This is a genomic window from Bifidobacterium tibiigranuli (genome assembly GCF_009371885.1).
In the GTDB taxonomy this organism is placed as follows: domain Bacteria; phylum Actinomycetota; class Actinomycetes; order Actinomycetales; family Bifidobacteriaceae; genus Bifidobacterium; species Bifidobacterium tibiigranuli.
Genome location: NZ_QLZA01000013.1, coordinates 59,649 through 77,880 on the forward strand (window position 1 = coordinate 59,649; position 18,232 = coordinate 77,880).

12 protein-coding genes are annotated in these 18,232 nt (G+C 62.3%); 6 read left to right on the forward strand and 6 right to left on the reverse strand.

What is annotated here, in order from left to right; all coding sequences use genetic code 11:
* Positions 1-78 precede the first annotated feature (78 nt).
* From pheT to DDF78_RS10950, 3 genes are all read right to left on the reverse strand, one after another.
* Positions 79-2,688 carry a phenylalanine--tRNA ligase subunit beta gene (gene pheT, locus DDF78_RS10940; RefSeq protein ID WP_152581735.1) on the reverse strand — a complete coding sequence of 870 codons (2,610 nt, stop codon included), beginning with the start codon at positions 2,686-2,688 and terminating at the stop codon, positions 79-81.
* A 7-nt stretch (positions 2,689-2,695) separates the two neighbouring features.
* Entirely contained in the window at positions 2,696-3,751 is a 1,056-nt protein-coding gene (pheS, locus tag DDF78_RS10945) for a phenylalanine--tRNA ligase subunit alpha (protein WP_202613278.1), read from the reverse strand.
* A gap of 133 nt (positions 3,752-3,884) precedes the next feature.
* Positions 3,885-4,835: a TrmH family RNA methyltransferase gene (locus tag DDF78_RS10950; RefSeq protein ID WP_152581733.1), complete on the reverse strand. Its 951-nt coding sequence runs from the start codon at positions 4,833-4,835 to the stop codon at positions 3,885-3,887.
* A gap of 239 nt (positions 4,836-5,074) precedes the next feature.
* On the opposite strand from DDF78_RS10950, the gene DDF78_RS10955 reads away from it, so the two are divergent.
* Complete coding sequence (locus DDF78_RS10955) at positions 5,075-6,691, forward strand: ABC transporter permease (RefSeq protein WP_152581732.1); 1,617 nt, start codon at positions 5,075-5,077, stop codon at positions 6,689-6,691.
* 68 nt (positions 6,692-6,759) lie between these two features.
* Positions 6,760-7,635 (forward strand): ABC transporter ATP-binding protein, encoded by an 876-nt coding sequence (locus DDF78_RS10960; protein WP_152581731.1) that lies wholly within the window; start codon positions 6,760-6,762, stop codon positions 7,633-7,635.
* Between the two features lie 7 nt (positions 7,636-7,642).
* Here DDF78_RS10960 and DDF78_RS10965 read toward each other — a convergent pair whose 3' ends face one another.
* From DDF78_RS10965 to DDF78_RS10975, 3 genes are all read right to left on the reverse strand, one after another.
* Positions 7,643-10,390, reverse strand: a complete 2,748-nt coding sequence (locus tag DDF78_RS10965) for an ATP-binding cassette domain-containing protein (protein WP_237564661.1) — start codon at positions 10,388-10,390, stop codon at positions 7,643-7,645.
* A gap of 173 nt (positions 10,391-10,563) precedes the next feature.
* On the reverse strand, positions 10,564-11,190 hold the full coding sequence (locus DDF78_RS10970; protein WP_152581730.1) for an ECF transporter S component: 627 nt from the start codon (positions 11,188-11,190) through the stop codon (positions 10,564-10,566).
* A gap of 341 nt (positions 11,191-11,531) precedes the next feature.
* On the reverse strand, positions 11,532-12,899 hold the full coding sequence (locus DDF78_RS10975; RefSeq protein ID WP_152581729.1) for a dipeptidase: 1,368 nt from the start codon (positions 12,897-12,899) through the stop codon (positions 11,532-11,534).
* A 337-nt stretch (positions 12,900-13,236) separates the two neighbouring features.
* Between DDF78_RS10975 and DDF78_RS10980 the strand changes: the two genes are divergently transcribed.
* The 4 genes from DDF78_RS10980 (at position 13,237) to glnA (ending at position 17,954) form a co-directional block, all read left to right on the forward strand.
* The gene (locus DDF78_RS10980) at positions 13,237-13,845 is read left to right on the forward strand and encodes a DUF3043 domain-containing protein (RefSeq protein WP_152581728.1); all 609 of its coding nucleotides are present in this window, start codon (positions 13,237-13,239) and stop codon (positions 13,843-13,845) included.
* Between the two features lie 74 nt (positions 13,846-13,919).
* Positions 13,920-15,479, forward strand: coding sequence for a dihydrolipoyl dehydrogenase family protein (locus DDF78_RS10985; protein WP_152581727.1), 1,560 nt, complete (start codon positions 13,920-13,922; stop codon positions 15,477-15,479).
* 113 nt (positions 15,480-15,592) lie between these two features.
* Complete coding sequence (locus DDF78_RS10990; RefSeq protein ID WP_152581726.1) at positions 15,593-16,378, forward strand: DUF4191 domain-containing protein; 786 nt, start codon at positions 15,593-15,595, stop codon at positions 16,376-16,378.
* A gap of 139 nt (positions 16,379-16,517) precedes the next feature.
* Positions 16,518-17,954 (forward strand): type I glutamate--ammonia ligase, encoded by a 1,437-nt coding sequence (gene glnA, locus DDF78_RS10995; protein WP_152581725.1) that lies wholly within the window; start codon positions 16,518-16,520, stop codon positions 17,952-17,954.
* Positions 17,955-18,232 lie beyond the last annotated feature (278 nt).

Genomic DNA, 18,232 nt, shown 5'->3' on the forward strand with positions numbered 1-18,232 from the left:
GTCCGTACGCTGGAATTTCTACCGATAAAACCTCTACCAATAGAAGTCCCAGCAGTCCCAGCACTAGGCTTCTGCCCGTCAGGCGCGCAGCTGCGCTCCCAACGGGGTGGTGCTCTCGATGATAGCCTTGCGCAGCGCTTCGCTGTCGGAGGAGTCCAAAGTCCTGTCCGCCGCGCGGAAGATGACCGCGAAGGCCAGCGACTTCATGCCTTCGCCGAGCTGATCGCCGGTGAACACGTCGAACAGCGTGATGCCTTCCAGCTTGTCGCCCACAGCTTGCTCGATGGCGTTCTGCAGACGAGCGGCAGGCAAAGCCGCCGGCACAGTAAAGGCCAGGTCCTGACGCACAGGCGGGAAGGCGGAAATCGGCCTGGCCTGCACCGGCTTGGCATCCAGCGTTGCGAACAGCGCATCCAAATCCAGCTCGAAGGCGGCGCTATGTTCAGGAAGCCCCAGCTGCTCATCGACATGCGGATGCAGCTCGCCCACCAGGCCAACGGCCTTGCCTTCGGACGTAACCGTGGCCACTCGGCCGGGATGCCACTGGCCCGGAGCATCCTGCGCCGCCAGCTGCTCAAGGGCGATAGTCGCCCCGAGACGGCTCGCGATACGCTGCACGGCTTCGACTGCGTCGCTCCAATCCACGGCGCGGCCGGCGTTCATCCAATCCGACTGCTCGGCCATGCCGGTCAGCAGCCCGGCGACATGCTTTGGCTGATCGGGCAATCCGGCATCCAGCGCGGCGAGCTGATCATCGGTGGGGAGCTTGCCGCCTTCGAAAGCCGGTATAGCCGGGGCGTTGGGGTCCCAAAGGTAGACATGCCCGATCTCGTAGAGCGCAATGTTCTCGATGCCGCGACGCAGGTTGCGCTGCACGGTCTGTGCCAGCGTCAGCAGCAGCGAACGGCGCAGATACGGCCGATCAGCAGCGAGTGGGTTGGCGATCTCGACGCTGACCTTAGCGATTTCACTGGGGTCATACGAGAAGTTCCTGAAGTCCTCATCGCCCACGAAGGGGTAGCTCAGCGTTTCCACCAAGCCGTATTCGGCCAACTCATCAGCAACCTGCCTCGAATGCCGCTGGTCGGCGTCCAATCCGACCGCGCCTTCAACCGGCGCTGGCGGGACGATGGACGGAATCTCATCATAGCCGACGAGACGAGCCACCTCCTCGACCAGATCGCACGGTTCGGTGATATCCGGCCGCCATGTGGGAGGGGTGACCGAGAACACGCCGTTGCCGCCGCCGGCCATGCTGCAGCCGATGTCGGTGAGAATGTCGCTGATGGTGTTCGTCTCGGTGTCCAGCCCGGCCACGCGGGCCACTTCACTGGCCTTGAAGGCGATTGCCTTGGGGCGTCCGGTGCGATTCACATCGGTGGGGTGCTGCGAGGCTTCACCGTTGCCGTAGCGTTCGAGCAGCTCGGAAGCCAGCTGCGAGGCCGCCGGCTGCAGCTTGCAGTCCACGCCGCGTTCGAAGCGTCGAGAAGCCTCGGAAGGAATCTTGTGTCGGCGTGCGCTTCTGGCGATGGACACCTGATCGAAGTGCGCGGCTTCCAGCAGCACGTTCTTCGTTTCGGCGGTCACTTCGCCGTACAGCCCGCCCATCACGCCTGCCAGACCGAGGACGCGTGACCCGCGCTTGCCGTCGGGCGAATCGGTGATGAGCAGATCCTCCGGATTGAGCGCATGGTCGTTGCCGTCCAGCGTGACCAGATGCTCGTCCTGGCGCGCACGGCGCACCACGATAGGAGCCTCGATCTTGTCGAGATCGTAGGCGTGCATCGGCTGGCCGAGATCGAGCATCACATAGTTCGTGACGTCCACGGCCAGTGAGATCGAGCGCATGCCGGCACGAATCAGGCGTCGCCGCATCCAATTGGGCGTATGCGCCTCGGGGTCGAAGCCCTTGATGACGCGCGCATGGTAGCGGTCGCAGCCGGCAACGCCGTGGATGGGGTTGTCATCCTCGATGCTCACCTCGATATCGGTGACGGAGCGGGGATCAAGCCCTGCGGTGACCGGCGCCTTGGCGGCGAGCTCCTTGACCGGATCGGTGTAGGCAGCTCCGGTGGAGTGATGGTATTCGCGTGCCACGCCGCGATACGAGAACGCATAGCCGCGATCCGGCGTGATGTTGATTTCCAGCAGCGGCTGGTCGAGATGCAGCAGGTGCATCGCGTCGTCGCCGGGCTTCAGGGCCTCGTATTCCTTGGGGCTGAAGCCGTAGTGACGCAGCAGGATGATGCCGTTGTGGTCGTCTCCCAAGCCCAGCTCACGCTCCGAGGCACACATGCCGTCGGAGACATGGCCGTAGGTCTTGCGCGGCTCGATGCGGAAGTCGCCCGGCAGCACTGCTCCGGGCAGCGTGACGACGACCTTCTCGCCGGCTGCCATATTCGGTGCGCCGCACACGATGCCGCGCGGCACGTTATTGCCCTGCTCGTCGATTGCGTTGTATGCTTCGCCGACGTCCACATGGCACCAGTTGATGATTTTGCCGTTATGTTGCGGTTCGGGGGTCGCGTCGACGACATAGCCGACGACGATGGGCCCGGTCACCTGCGAGGCGTGGATCTCCTCCTCCTCAAGCCCGACATGCACCAGATCCTTGGCGAGCTGTTCGTAGGTCAGATCGTCCGGAACCTCGACATGGTCCTTGAGCCAGTCAATATCTACCATTGGCATGAGTCGTTCACTCCCCCATCACAAACTGTTCGCTGAATCGCACGTCGCCTTCGACCAGGTCGTGCATATCGTTGATGTCGTGGCGCAGCAGCAACGTGCGCTCGACGCCCATGCCGAAGGCGAAGCCGGTGTATATGTCCGGATCGATACCTGCGGAGCGCAGCACATTCGGGTTCACCATGCCGCAGCCGCCCCATTCGATCCAGCCCGGTCCGCCCTTCTTGTCGGGGAACCACAGATCGAGTTCGGCGCTCGGCTCGGTGAAGGGGAAATAGCTCGGACGCAACCGGCTTTTGGCCTCCGGGCCGAACATCGCGACGGCGAACTTGTCGAGCACGCCCTTGAGATCAGCCATCGTCAGATGCTTGTCGACCGCCAGCGCCTCGCACTGGTGGAATACCGGGGTGTGCGTCGCGTCGAGCTCGTCGGTGCGGAACACCCTTCCCGGAGAGACGATGTAGAGCGGCACGCCGCGCGAGATCAGCGCCCGCACCTGGTCGGACGAGGTCTGCGTGCGCATCACCATGTTGGAGCCTACGAAGCCGGCGGCGTCCTTGCTTTGGTTGCCTTTGACGTAGAAGGTGTCCTGCATCTGGCGCGCCGGATGGTCAGGGCCGAAGTTCAGCGCGTCGAAGTTGTACCATTCACTCTCCACTTCGGGACCTTGCGAAACCTGCCAGCCCATCGAGACGAACAGGTCCTCGATGTCCTCCATGACCTTGGCGATGGGGTGGCGGGCTCCCAATGGCTTACGGCTGAGCGGCAGCGTCATATCCACGGTCTGCGCAGCCAGCTCGCGAGCTTCCTCTTCGGCGCGCACCTGCTCCTGCTTCGTTCCGAAGGCGCGTCCGAAATCGGCGCGCAGCTTGCCCATGAGCTTGCCGGCGTCCTTCTTCTGGTCCGCAGGCAGCGAGCCGATGGCCTTGCTCGCCTGGGTCATCACCGACCCCGATCCGACGAACTGCGTCTTGATCGTCTTCAATTCGTCCAACGAAGAGGCCTTATCGATTTTCTCGATGCCCTCGGCGACCGCATCGCTCACCGCCTGGGCGTCGAATGCCATACTCTCTGCCACGAGTACCCTTTCTGTTTTCCAACGAACGCAGTTTCCTGCACACGCTGTTCTCTCCAAACGCAGTCACGCGACACGCGCCAAAAAACGCAGCAAAGCGCGTGTAAGAAGCGTTTTTCCGACTTCACATTGTCCCAATATGACTCGACATAGCCATGCTGAAGAGCATCACCGCAGCGCTGGTCGCCAAGTTCAACGACTCCGCCTTTCCATAGATTGGTATCGAAACGATATGCTGCGCTTGAACCAGTATCTCCTCAGGAAGCCCGCGCGCCTCATTGCCGAAGAGCACCGCTTTGGCTGCAGCATTGCGCGAGCCACCGCGCAGAAAATCGGGAAGGCTTTGCGGCCTGCTCTCAGCCGTGCCATAGACGTCCGCGGCGATCACCGGGCAGTCGTGGCTCAGCGTCCACGCGAAGAACTCCTCGGTGCCCATGCTCAGCACTGGCACATGGAATAGGGACCCAGCGGTGGAGCGCACGACCTTGGGATTGAAGACATCCACGCAATCGTCCACGAACACCACCGCAGCGCATCCGGCGGCGTCGGCGGAACGAATCACCGTTCCGGCGTTGCCCGGATCGCGCACCTGCCAGAAGGCGGCGATCATAGTGGCATTCATATTGTCAGCGCCATCGGTGCCATCGGTATCAGCGACATCGTCGGTATCATCGATGTCGTCCGGCCAAGAGACGGCATCGCCATTCGCAGACAACTCCTCGACATCGACCACAGCCGCTATGCCTTGCGCGTTCGAGCTGATGCGCGAGAGCACTTCCGGCGTCGCCTGATGAACGTAGACCCCCGCGCCCAAGGCCGTTTCCACGATGCGCGAGCGTGTCAACGCAGCCGTATGCGCACCGTTGGCCAATTCGGCAGCATTGGCAGCGTCATCGGCCTGAACATACAGGTCACGCACGGCATCGGGGCAGCAGGCGACGGCTTCGCGCACGGACTGCGGCCCCTCCACAAGGAAGCGTCCGGCGCGTCTGCGTGCCTTGGCGTTCGCCAGCTCGGCGACATGACGGACGCGCTCGGCCTTGGGGTTGGCGAGCAGTTCGGGATTCATCGGCATGCTGCCCAGTTTACGCGACGAGCGCTACAGCCTATCGGCACAGAGCCGCCATAGGTTCCGGGCATCAAGCCGTCCTGCATACTCACAGCGTTCTCACAGAGCTTCACAGCCTCTTCACAGAGCTGCCGCCGCGACGTTCCAGACAAAGCGAAGCGTTTTGCCAACAAACCGGTCTTGTATGAATCATGACGGTTGCCGCAGCTGCTGCAGCCGCATCCCACCACAACCAAAGGGTACATATGTTCATGATTGCCAACGCATGGAAAAACGTGATCCGCAACAAAGGGCGCAACCTGCTCGTCATGGTCATTGTCGCGATTATCGCCGCCGCTGCCGCCATCGGACTCTCGATCCGGCAGGCTGCGCAGAGCGCACGGGCGACGGGACTGGCGAATACGACGGTGACGGCGCAGATCTCGCTGGACCGCAGCAAGCTTATGGCCGCCGCCCAGAAGCAAAGCGCCAATGGCACGCAGCCTGATTTCCAGGCACTTCGTCAAAGTCTGGCAGGCAAGGAACTGAGTCTGACGGATTATCAGAAATATGCGAAAACCTCAACAGCGGTGAAGTCCACGTATTACTCGCAGTCGGCAGGATTGTCCGCCACCACCGGATTCCAGCCGGTCTCCACCAGCTCGAGTTCCACGTCTGGCTCCACGTCGGATTCCACTACCTCAGGCCAGTCCGGCTCGCAAGGCTCCTCGGGCTCGTCCCAGAGCTCGCAAGGGTATGGCGCAGGCGGGCCGATGGGCGGCAGAGGCATGGATTCCGGTGATTTCAAGCTCACCGGATTCTCCTCCGACGCCGCTGTAGCCAATGCGGCAAACGGCAAGTTCACGATGAGTTCGGGCAAGGTCTTCGGCTACGACAAGACCGCCAACGGCCAGATCATCATTTCGAAGGCGCTTGCGCAATTCAACAACCTCAAGGTCGGCGATACTGTAACGGCTGCGAATACGACGGATTCCACCAAAACCTACAAACTGACCATCGTGGGCATCTACGCGAACACCGGCTCCACAAGCAGCGCGCCGGGAGGCATGGGCAACGCCTCCAACCCCGACAACGCCATCTACACGTCGTTCTCGACGCTCGACTCCCTAGGGCTGAGCGGCAACAGCACCAACGGCGGCTCACAACTGGACTTCACCTATGTCGTGGCCAGCAAGGCAGCGTACGAGACCTTCGCCAAGGATGTCAAGGCGGCGGGGCTGTCCAGCGACTACACGGTGTCGTCCCCTGACATCACGCAATACGAAGCCAGTCTGGTGCCGCTCGACAACCTCGCGAAATTCGCCCTGACCCTGCTGCTTATCGTGCTCGGCGTCGGCGGCGCAGTGCTGATCGCGCTCAATGTGTTCAACATCCGCGAGCGCAAATACGAGGTGGGCGTGCTCACCGCCATTGGCATACGCAAGGCCAAAGTGGCCGCGCAGTTCGTTTTCGAGCTGCTCATCGTCACCATGATCGGTCTCGCGATTGGCGCTGCGGCAGGTTCAATCGCATCGGTGCCGGTTTCCAATCATCTGCTGGCCGGTCAAGTGGCCGCGCAGCAGAGCCAGCAGGCCAGTCAGGCGGCGCAGTTCGGGCGCGGCATGCAAGGCGGCGGCATGCAGTCCGGCAGCCAAGGCCAAGGCGCGCCAGCACCGGCGATGGGCGGAGGCTTTGCGGCAGGGCGTGCCTCGGCGCTTGGCAAAACCACCAGCTATATCTCCTCGATCAATTCCACAGTCAGCATATCCGTCGTCGGCGAACTCGTGCTGATCGGACTGGCACTGACCGTAGTGTCCTCATTGGCCGCAGTCGTGGTCATCATGCGCTACGAACCGCTGCAGATACTGGCCGACCGGTCGTAGCTGCATGCGCCCTGACCGGCAATCACCGCATTTTATATCCGTTTTTATGTTTTATGTGAAGGAGCATCATGACCACGAACGACATCAACAGCACGCATACCAACGACAATACTGACAACACACCCAAGCAGGGAGGCATCGAAACCCCCGACAATCCCAAGGCGCACAGCGAACCTGTTCTCGAATTGAAAGACGTGAGCTATGCCTACACCAAGGGCGGCAAGCATGTGCTCGACCATATCAGCCACCGTTTTGCTGCCGGCAAGGCCTACGCAATCACCGGGCCGTCGGGCGCCGGCAAGACCACAATGCTGTCGCTTATCTCAGGACTCGCCAACCCCACGCAGGGCCAGGTGCTCTACCAAGGGCAGGACTTGGCGAAGCTCGACCGCTACCGGTTCCGCAGCCACGATATCGGCGTCATCTTCCAGAGCTTCAATCTGCTGCCTGCGCTGAGCGCCGCTGAGAACATCATGCTGTCGATGGACGCCTCGGGCAAGCGCTTCGACGCACCGAAACGTCAGCGAGCGCTGGAACTCCTGGCCCAGGTGCATCTGCCCGAGGAGTATGCCAATGAGCGGGTGCTGCATCTGTCCGGCGGCGAGCAGCAGCGCGTAGCCATCGCGCGGGCTTTCAGCTATGACCCGCAGATTCTTGTCGCCGACGAGCCCACCGGCAATCTCGATCTGGCCACGCAGGCGGACATCATGGACATCTTCCGCTCACTGGCACATGATCAGGGCCGCTGCGTCATCATCGTCACGCACAGCCCTGATGTGGCTTCGGACTGCGATGAAGTGTTCGCGCTGGCACCGTTGCGGCGCGCGTCCCAGCGAGGAACAGCACAGCGTGGATCGGCACAGCGCAAATCAGTGCAGCGCCAGCCAACACAGCGCCGCCACGATACCGTATCAGCCGTTCCCCGCACCGGTCAGCAATCCTGAATGCGGCTCAGCCGCCGAAGAACGCGAAGGTGCCGGAGATGCCCGCGACGCTCAGCGCGATAACCGGTACAGCGAAGCAGGCGATGAGAAACACGTAGTCACGGCCATGCACCGGGGCGGTGCGGGCGTGGCTGCGCGGTTCAGTTCCGCCGAAGCCGCGGGCCTGCATCGCAGTGGCGAGCATCGTGGAGCGGCGGATTGAGAGCACCAGCAATGCGAAGGCCTGCGGGAAGAAGGCCTTGAGTCTGTTTTCGTCCCCGAGCCCGCGTGAGCGGCGCGAGGCGCTGAGTGCGGCCCAGTCGTCGCGCAGCACCGAGAAGAGGCGCATGCCGGCCAAGCCGCCGTAGACGAAGCGGTCGGGCAGATGCAGATTCTGGCTGAAGGAGTCGGCCAAATCGGTCGCATCGATGCCCAGCACCGCAATGATTGCGGGGATGCCGACGGCGAGAATACGGATGCCGGTGGCGATTGCCAGCTCAGCGGAACGATCGGTGATGTTGATCATGCCCCACTGCCACCACACCTCGCCGCCGCTTTTGCCGTACAGCAGCACCGCCATAGCCGAGCCCGGCGCGCCAATGAAAATCGGCCATGTCGAGCGCACGACCCTCCACGGCGTGAAGCCGATAGCCATCAGCGCCACCAATTCGAGGCACAGCGCAGTTGTGGCCGACACCCAGTCAAGCGAAATCATCATCGGCAGCGAGGCCAGAAAGCCGCCGAAGAGACGGAAGGATGGATTCAGCGAGGCCAGCAGCGGCGAATGGCTCGCAGCCCGCGGCTCCTCGTCGCGCGTGTTCACGGGGCTGACGGCGATGCGAGCGGCATTGGCCTGTTTCGCGTCAACTTGCGCGGTACGGTGCTGCATTGCGCCTTGATGTACAGCATCGTGTTGCGCAACGCAGTGCAACACTGTGTCTTGCTGCACGGCACTGTGTTGCATAACGCTGTGCTGTTGCCCGTCATTCTGCGAAGCAGACAGCGTACGACGTTCAGCTGCCTCTGCGCTCGGCCCATGGTGCCATTCGCCGGACGCACCCTGCGGCGTCAGCTCCACGATGCGCGCTCCGAGGGCCGTGACCAGCTCGCGGTCGTGCGTCACGACGATGATGCTGACCCCGTCGCCGCGCAGCCCATGAATCAGCCTGACGATCTGCATCCAGGTGCGCCGGTCCTGCCCGAAGGTCGGCTCGTCGAGTATCAGCACACGGGGCGCGGCCGCGAGCGAGGCGGCGACGGTGAGACGGCGTTTCTCTCCGCCCGAAAGCGTGTAGGGGTTCACTGCGGCATACTGGCGCAGCGCAAAGCGTTCCAACAGCTCCAAAGCAATTTTCCTCGCAGCCTCCTCATCTGCGCCGGTGCGCAGCGGGCCGAGCATGACCTCGTCGAGTACGCTCCCTCGCGCGAACTGGTGCTCGGGATTCTGGAACACGTAGGAGATGCGGGAGGCAAGCTCGGTCGAACGCCAGTCCTGCGGCGAATCGTGGGCGGCATCGCCCTGCAGAGCGCACGAGGCGACCACGCGGCCGTCGACAGGGTCGAGCAGGCCCGCCAAGGTCAATGACAACGTGGACTTGCCAGCCCCGTTCGCGCCAACGAGCGCGATGATCTGCCCGGGGTAGAAATCCAGCTTGATGTCGCTTGCGATAGCTCTACCCCCGCGCCCGATTGCAAGGTCTTGCGTGGACAGCAGCGCTTCGCCGCTGCCGGTTTCGGGAGCATACGAGGGTTCATCGTCGCTGTGCATCCGCGTGATGGCATCCTGCAAGCGGCGATACCGCTGAGGCACCCAAATGCCGAGACTTGCGAAATCAATGGAGGAATCGCCGAACACGTCATCCGGCGAGCCGTCGGCCACGATCACGGTTCTGCGAAAGACCGGATGGGCGCTCCCCTGCGCCTCGTTCGAAGCGTGCGTCTGCCCGTTCGATGATTCTCCTGTGACTTCCCCGGTATTTTCCTCATCGCGATTTTCCCCACCGGACGTGCCATCTTCCAGCCCGAGCACAATCACGCGGTCGATCAGATCGATCCACGGCTCGGCGCGATGCTCCACAAGCATCATCGTGCACCCTTGCGCGCGCAGCACATCGCCTACCGCTCCCACGATCTGCTGCACCCCATCCGGGTCGAGATTGGCCGTAGGCTCGTCCAATAGCAGCACCCCGGGCCGCATAGCCAAGGCCCCAGCCAGGGCGAGACGCTGCATCTGCCCGCCGCTCAAGTGCAGCGTAGGACGATGCACTTGCAGACCTTCCAAGCCCACAGCCGCCAGGCTATGCTCTACGCGCCGCCAGATCTCGTCGCGTTCAACATCCATGTTTTCAGGCCCGAAGGCGACGTTATCGCCGAGCCGCTCGAAAATCACCTGAGCGTCAGGGTCCTGCAACACCAGCCCGACGCGCCCGCGCGAGCGCTGGATGGGCACGCCATCCACCAGCACGCGCCCTTCGCTCGTGCCGCCTTCGGCGTCGACCCAGGTTGGCACGCCGCCCTGTGCATCAGCGTCAGCGCCAGCACTGGGCTCCGGGTCGGAGCCGGTCTCGGAGCTACCGGCCTCCATATCCGCCTCGTCACCGCCGAGCAACCCGGCCGCGCCTTCGAGAATCGTGGATTTGCCGATGCCTGACGCGCCCAGCAGCAGCACCCGCTGCCCTGCCTCAATGGTCATATCGAGGCCGCGCACGGCGAAATGCCGGCGCGAGGAGTGCTGGTACCCCCAATGCTCGAAGCGCAGCGTGGCGCTGTCCGACAGGGACGGGGAGGCGACGCCCGGCGCTAGGGCTGACTGAGCGGGTCGTTCTTCAGGCACGGTATGTTCCTTACACAATCCAGAAGCGGCAAAACTGACGGGTATGAATATCGAATTGAATATGACAGCCGGGTATTCAGCGGTTTTCAGCCGAACACCCGCGTTTCAGACACGTTTCAGGCACGTGCGCCACGCACTTCGCGCCCTGAGGCGAAGCGGTCAAGCGCGCCGGTTTTCGCGATGCCGACATACAGGTACCACATCAGCACTCCGGCGACGAGCGCGCCGGAGATGACGGTGGCCACGAGATACCACAGCCCGTATGCGCCGGTCATATCGAAGCCCTGCAGATGCGTCAGGAAGGTGTATCCCCAGCATCCGACCGCCGAAACGATTCCTGACAATGTCAGCGTAAGCACGTTCCACACGCGATACGCGACGAACAGGAATACGAGTTCGGCACCGATGCCCTGCACCAGGCCGATAAGGAAGGTCTCCGCGCCGCCCCACTGATTGCCCACGAGGGCTTCCAGGACCGCGGCGACGACTTCGGCGTAGATGGCGGCACCGGGCTTGCGCACGATGACGGCCGCCAGCGGGCCTGCGAACAGCCACAGCCCGTTCATCAGGCCGGAAAGCCCGGGCAGCAGCACCTCAAGCGGGCCGCCGATCGGCGTATAGAGCAGCGCCGCAACCCAATAGATGAAGGCGCTGGCGACGCCAATCGCCGAAGCGACGGCGATATCGACGACGCGCCATTGCAGATTCGGCCGTGACTTGGCTGCTGATTGCGTTGAACTCATGATGTGCCTTTCTCTCGCGCACGGCCGGCTTTCGGCGTGCGGTTGCAAGGCACGGGTAAAGAGAGACGTCCGTGCGCCGGCATTGTCCGGACTCACGTTCAATCGGTCGAGGTCGCCCTCATCTCAGCCACGGCCTTCACATACTCGTTCAGGCCACAGCCCCCGTGTCAGTTCAGCAGTATAGAGCCTCCCAGCGTCATCCGCAAGGGGTGTCACATATTGTCTGCCGGACATAGTGCCGCGTTTGAAGCCGTTGAAATGCAGCAATATGACCAGCAGGAATCAGCGGGCCTCACTGGGAGCCGCTAGATTCTAGCTAACTTCGACCGCCCGCCATCTAATCATTGCCCGAGCTTGTCCAGCAGCAGCGCCTCGGCGACGATGCCGTTGCGCAGGATGGCGAGGCTGATCGATTCGTTGGGGCTGTGCGCATTCGATTTCGGGTCCTCCGGGCCGGTGACCAGTACCTGCGCCTTGGGGAAGAGTCGCTGCAGCTCGGGGATGAAGGGTATCGAGCCGCCTTCGCCCTTGTTGATCGGGTCGGTGCCGAAGGCCTGCCTCATCGCCTCGATCGCGTCCTTGGTGGCTTCGGCGTTCGGATCCATGGCCCAGCCCATGCCGCTATCCAACGGCGTGATGTGCGCTTCGGCACCGAGCGGCGCATGGGCAAGCAGAAAATCGCTCAGAGCGTGCTGCGCCTCGTCGGGCCGCTGACCGGGCGCCGTGCGCAGGGAGAGCCGGATGCGGGTCGCGTCGGCAATCACATTGAAGGATGTATCCACCGGCTGTGCGTCCCAGCCGATAACCGTCACGCTCGGCTTGCTCCAGATGCGCGATGCCAGTGGCCCGGTGCCGGCAAACTCATAGGAATCGACAACCGATGCGTCTTCGCGCAAGCTGGCCTCATCGAGATCGCGCTGCAATCCGCCAATCGGCTCTCCGGATTGCAGACCCGGTATGGCCAGCTCGCCATGCTCGTCGTACATCGAAGCCACGAGCATCGCCCCAAGCGTGTTCGCATCGAGCACAGGCCCGCCGTACTGCCCGGAATGCACCGGATGCCGCAGCACCCTCAATGTCACGTCCACGCTCGTGTTGCCGCGCAGACTGGTCGTCAGGCTGGGGATGTCGGGCGACCAGTTGCCCGAATCGGCCACGATAATCACATCGGAATCGAATTCGTCGCGGTGCGCTTCGATGAACGGGATGAAACTGGGCGAACCCATCTCCTCCTCGCCCTCGATGAACACCTTGATATTGACGTTGAGATCACTGCCGAGTATGGCTAGCGCGCCGGAGTGAATCGCGATGCCGCCGCCATCGTCGCACGAGCCACGACCGTAGAGCCGCCCGTCCGCCTCAGTCGCCACAAACGGCTCCGTATCCCATGCGGATGGGTCGGGCACCGGCTGCACGTCATGGTGCGCATAGAGCAATACAGTCGGAGCATCGGCGTTCACGATCTTCGAGCCGACGACCTCATAGGCGCCAGGCGTGCCATCGGGATTGCTCGATTGCACCACTCGGGTCTCCACGCCGACCTTGCGCAGCTCCTGCGCCACGAACTCGGCGGAGCGGTGCATATGCTCGCCGGTGATGCCCTGCGCGGACACCGACTTGAACGCAATCTTCTTCGATAGCACATCCACGACGCGTGCGAAGTCCTCATCCGCCCGCGCACGCACCTCGTCAAGACCCAAAACCGCCATGATGCTCCTTATCTCCGTTACCTCAGTATCAATTATTCAGTACCAATCTATTCGGCACCGCACTATATTCGATACCATTCCTGGTTTGCTGATTACCGTTATATATGCATATGACTGCCATTATTCCACGGTCGTAGCCAAGTCATAGTCAGGTCGCGGTACCATGTCGCCGCGCGACGATGGCCCGCCTGCACTCCAAGCCGACTGCCGCTGTGAAAGGCCCGCGAACGCGCAGTCGAGGCGCAATCAAGGCATAGTTCAAGGCACAGTCAATCGCATTATTTCCCATTGTTTTCCGCGCCCTGCAGGCGTCTAGGCGTCACCGTAATCTGCAAGCATGACATGGAACCCCTTCAGTAAACACGTCGACGAAGAAACGGCGCAAACGACCGTTCAGGAGCCTTTCCAAAGCACAGGAAAAGGCCGGCCGACCCCCAAACGCAAGCAGGCCGAACAGCAGAATCTACGCCCGTTGGTTCCCAAAGATCGCAAGGCCGCGACCAAGGAAGCCAAGACGCGCACGCGCGCCAAGGAGAATGCCGAATACGACGCGATGCGTTCCGGCGATGTCGCGCATATGCCCAAGGCCGAGCGGCTGCCGTGGCGCGTGTACATCCGCGACTACGTGGACGCCCGCTTCAATATCGGCGAGTTCTTCATCCCCGCGACCTTCGTCATTCTGCTGGTCACCATGGTCATGTCCATCAAATGGCCCGCCCTGGCCAACCCCTTCCTGATGCTCATGTACGTGTATCTGCTCATAGCCGTCATCGACGTGGCCTTCATGTGGCGCAAGCTGCGCAAGCTACTGGTCGAGAAGTACGGCGAAGCCGCCGTCGGCAAGGGCTCGCGCTCCGCATCGTATGCGTGGAGCCGCGCCATCCAGCTACGCCGCTGGCGGCTGCCGAAGCCGCGCTACCCCAAGCGCGGGCACTGGCCGAAGTAACAATCACTGTGACACCGCAGCGACATCACAGCGGCATCACAGTGACATCCGCATCCTGGACAGGATCGAATTCCATGACCGAAAACACTATCAACACCAATACTGGCAGCAGCAACGATGTCACCAACGACACCGGTACCGGCATCAACGCCACCTTGCAGGTCGACATCGCCATCATCGGCGCAGGCCCAGGAGGCTACGCCACCGCATTGCGCGCCGCGCAGCTGGGCAAGTCCGTCATCCTGATCGAGCGCGACGAAACGCTGGGCGGCACCTGCCTGAACCGCGGATGCATACCCTCAAAGGCCTTGATTACCGCATCCCGCACCATGGACACCATTCACCAGGCCCATGAAGTCGGCATCGACGCGACGATCAACAGCGTCGACTTCGGCACCCTGCTCGCCTATAAGAATCGCATGGTCGACACCATGACCTCCGGACTGGCAGGGCTGCTCGCGCATCGCGGCGTGACCGTCCTGCGCGGCGACGCGGCGATAACCGATGCGCCCGGGCGCATCATCCAAGTCACGCCAAGCGAGCCGGAAACGCAGGTCAGGCGCTTTGTACGAGCCGGCGTCGGCGAGGACATAGGACAGTCGGTGAACGTGCAGGCCGCAAACATCGTCCTAGCGACCGGATCGCGGCCCAAGACACTGCCGCAGCACGACTTCTCAGGAGCCCTAATCGACTCCACGCACGCGCTGTCGCTCATTCGCGTGCCCGCCAGCGCCGTGATCATCGGCTCCGGGGCAATTGCGGTCGAGTTCGCCTCGCTGTGGAATGCGGGCGGATGCGCCGTCACGCTGCTGATCCGCAAGGACCGAGTGCTTTCCGCATGGAACCGCCGCACCGGACTGACGCTGACCCGCGAGCTCAAACGCCGCGGCATCAACATCGTCACGCATAGCGCAGTCACATCCGTCGATGTCGGCGTGAACCTCGGCGCGACCGTGCACTACACGCAGGAAGGGCACGATGGCGAGTCCACCGCCTTCGGCGAGGTCGCCATGGCCGCGATCGGCCGCGAACCCAACACGCAGGCCGCCTGGCTCGAGGGCAGCCATATCGAGCTGACGGACGCCGGCTTCGTGCATACCGATGAGCTCGGGCGCACCGGTGTTCCAGGCATCTGGGCCGCCGGCGACATCACCGAAGGCGATGCGCTGGCCAATAGGGCCTTCGAACAAGGCATCGTCATCGCGGAAAGCATCGCCGGGCTGAATCCCAAACCAGTGAACGACGATACGGTCGCCAGGGTCGTCTTCTCCTCCCCCGAAGCCGCATCGGTCGGCTGCACGCTCAATCAGGCCAGCAGCCGCGACGATCTGGCAAACGTCGAGGAGACGGTATTCCCGATGATGTCCAACGCCCGCATGCTCATGAGCGGCTCCTCGGGCTCCATGAGCCTGATCAGCGGTGAACACGCAACAGAGCCGGGCCGTCGCGTCGTGCTCGGCGCACATATCGTCGCACCCAACGCCAGCGATCTCATCGCCGAAGCCGAGCAGCTGGTCGGCAATCGCGTGCCGCTGAGCGATGCAGCGCGTCTTATCCATCCTCATCCCACGTTCAGCGAGACCTTCGGCGAGGCACTGCTCAAGGCGGACGGCCGACCGCTGCACACGCGTTAGGCGAAGTTCGGCGAGCCTGCTGCTAAACTGTGGGGTCGGTATGCCCATTACAGGGGCAGATTCAACGTATAACGGCAAAATTCAACAGCATGCAACAGCAAGTGAGGAAGCAGATGGCTCAGAAGGACTCGAAGGCGGGCAAGAAGCCGAACATCGTCAAGCAGATCATCCAGATATATCGGTACACGGCTCCGGAAGACAAGCCGCTGCCCTGGCTGCTCGCAGGAGCCTTCCTGCTGCCGCTGGTGGTGTTCGCCGTAGTGGGCGTGTTCATGCACTGGTCCGTGTTCCTCTGGATCCTGCTCATGATCACCGCCGCGATGCTCGGCGTGCTGCTGTTTACGATCCTGCTGACCAACCGCGCCGACAAAGTCGGCTACAAGCGCATCGAGGGCCGTCCTGGCGCAGCCGTCAGCGTGCTGAGCAACATCAACAAGGCCGGCTACAGCTTCCCTGAGGAGCCGGTGTGGATGGATCCCAAGACCAAGGACGCCATCTGGCGCGGCACGGGATACAGCGGCGTCTATCTGCTGGGCGAAGGCGACTACGGCCGCGTGATGCACGCGATGGATCGCCAGGAGCACAACATCAAGGGCGTGACGGCGGGTTCCTCCATCCCGGTCTACCGCATCGCCGTCGGCACCGGCGACAAGCAGGTGCAGCTCAAGGATCTGCGCAAGGCCGTGCTCAAATGCAAAAGCTACGAACCGACGAATCACTCGAACGCGCTCATCGCGAAGATCCATCCTCGCCGCCGCTTCATCCTGACCAAGGAGGAGCTCGCGATGCTCAACGACCGTCTGCGCACGCTGCAGACGAAGTCCGGCTTCGGCATCCCCAAGGGCGTCGATCCCACGCGGCCGCAGCATGTCAGCCGACGCGCCATGCGCGGACGCTGATACCTGACGCAGCAAATTCTTCCTTGCGGAACAGCCGTATTGCCGAATTACGAAACATGTTCGTAACCTGACGCGCGAGCCGGGGAAACCCGCTGTTTTACACTTGGAACCTGTAAGTCCATATGAAAGGAGCGGTCCATTGACTGCACTTGAAACTAAGGCCGATGCCGAGGCCCTCATCAATCAGGAAGGCGTGGAGTATGTCTCCATCCGCTTTACCGATCTGATCGGCGTACAGCAGCACTTCACGGTGCCGGCCAGCGAATTCCTGAAGGATGCATTCACCGACGGCATGCCCTTCGATGGTTCATCGATCAAGGGATTCCAAGCGATTAACGAATCCGACATGAACATGATCCCCGATGTGAGCACCGCGTTCATCGATCCGTTCCGCAAGCACAAGACGCTCGACGTGGCCTTCTCCATCGTCGACCCGATCACCGGCGAGCCCTATTCGCGCGATCCGCGTCAGGTCGCCGCTAAGGCCGAAGCCTACCTGAAGTCCACCGGCATCGCCGACACCGCCTCCTTCGCCCCCGAAGCTGAATTCTTCATCTTCGACAAGGTGCGTTTCGAGAACACGATGCAGCGTTCCTTCTACGAGGTCGACTCCATCGAGGCCCCGTGGAACTCCGGCTCCGAGTACGAAGAGGACGGCACGCCGAACATCGGCTTCAAGAACCGCATCAAGGGCGGCTACTTCCCCGTTCCGCCGCAGGACCACAACCAGGATCTGCGCGACGACATGGTCGCCAACCTGCAGAAGGTCGGCCTGATTCTCGAGCGTTCTCACCATGAGGTCGCTGGCGCAGGCCAGCAGGAGATCAACTACCGCTTCAACACGCTGCAGCATGCGGGCGACGATCTGATGAAGTACAAGTACGTCGTGCACGAGACCGCTGCGCTGGCGGGCAAGGCTGCGACCTTCATGCCTAAGCCCATCAACGGCGACAACGGCACCGGCATGCACTGCCATCAGTCCCTGTGGAAGGACGGCAAGCCGCTGTTTTACGACGAGCAGGGCTACGGCGGTCTTTCCGACATCGCGCGTTGGTACGTTGGCGGTCTGATCAAGCACGCTTCGTCGGTGCTGGCCTTCACCAACCCCTCGCTCAACTCCTACCACCGCCTGGTTCCCGGCTTCGAAGCGCCGGTCAATCTGGTATACTCCGCAAGGAACCGTTCGGCCGCCATTCGTATCCCGCTGGCCGGCACTTCCCCCGCCGCCAAGCGCATCGAGTTCCGCGCGCCTGACCCCTCGTCGAACCCCTTCCTCGCCTTCTCGGCGCAGCTGATGTCCGGCCTGGACGGCATCCTCAACCACATCGAGCCTCCGGCCCCTGTCGACAAGGATCTCTACGAGCTTCCGCCCGAAGAGCATGCCGGCATCAAGCAGGTTCCGGGTTCACTCGACGAGGCGCTGAACGCCCTCGAAGAGGATCACGACTTCCTGACCGCTGGTGACGTGTTCACCGACGATCTCATCGAGACCTGGCTCGACCTCAAGCGCGGCGAAATCGATCAGGCTCGCCTCGCCCCGACCCCGCTGGAGTACGAGCTGTACTTCCACATCTGAGTTGGTGCCTTCGGCTATCTTCGAAAAATTGTGTGTTTTCTGTTTCCTAAGTAGCCAAAGGTAGTCGTAGCAGATATATGGTGAAGCCCCGGTAGTTACTTGCTACTGGGGCTTCACTATATCCGGGCATCGTTTGTGCTGTCTTCTGTTGTGGGTTATAGGCCATTTCGTGGTGTTTTAGGTTTGGTTTTTAGCTGGTGCTGTCAGGGTATGGGGTGCTGGCGTGCAGTTCGTTCCAGCTGATGGCGGTGCCTGCGGCTGGCTCGTCGCCTGTTGCC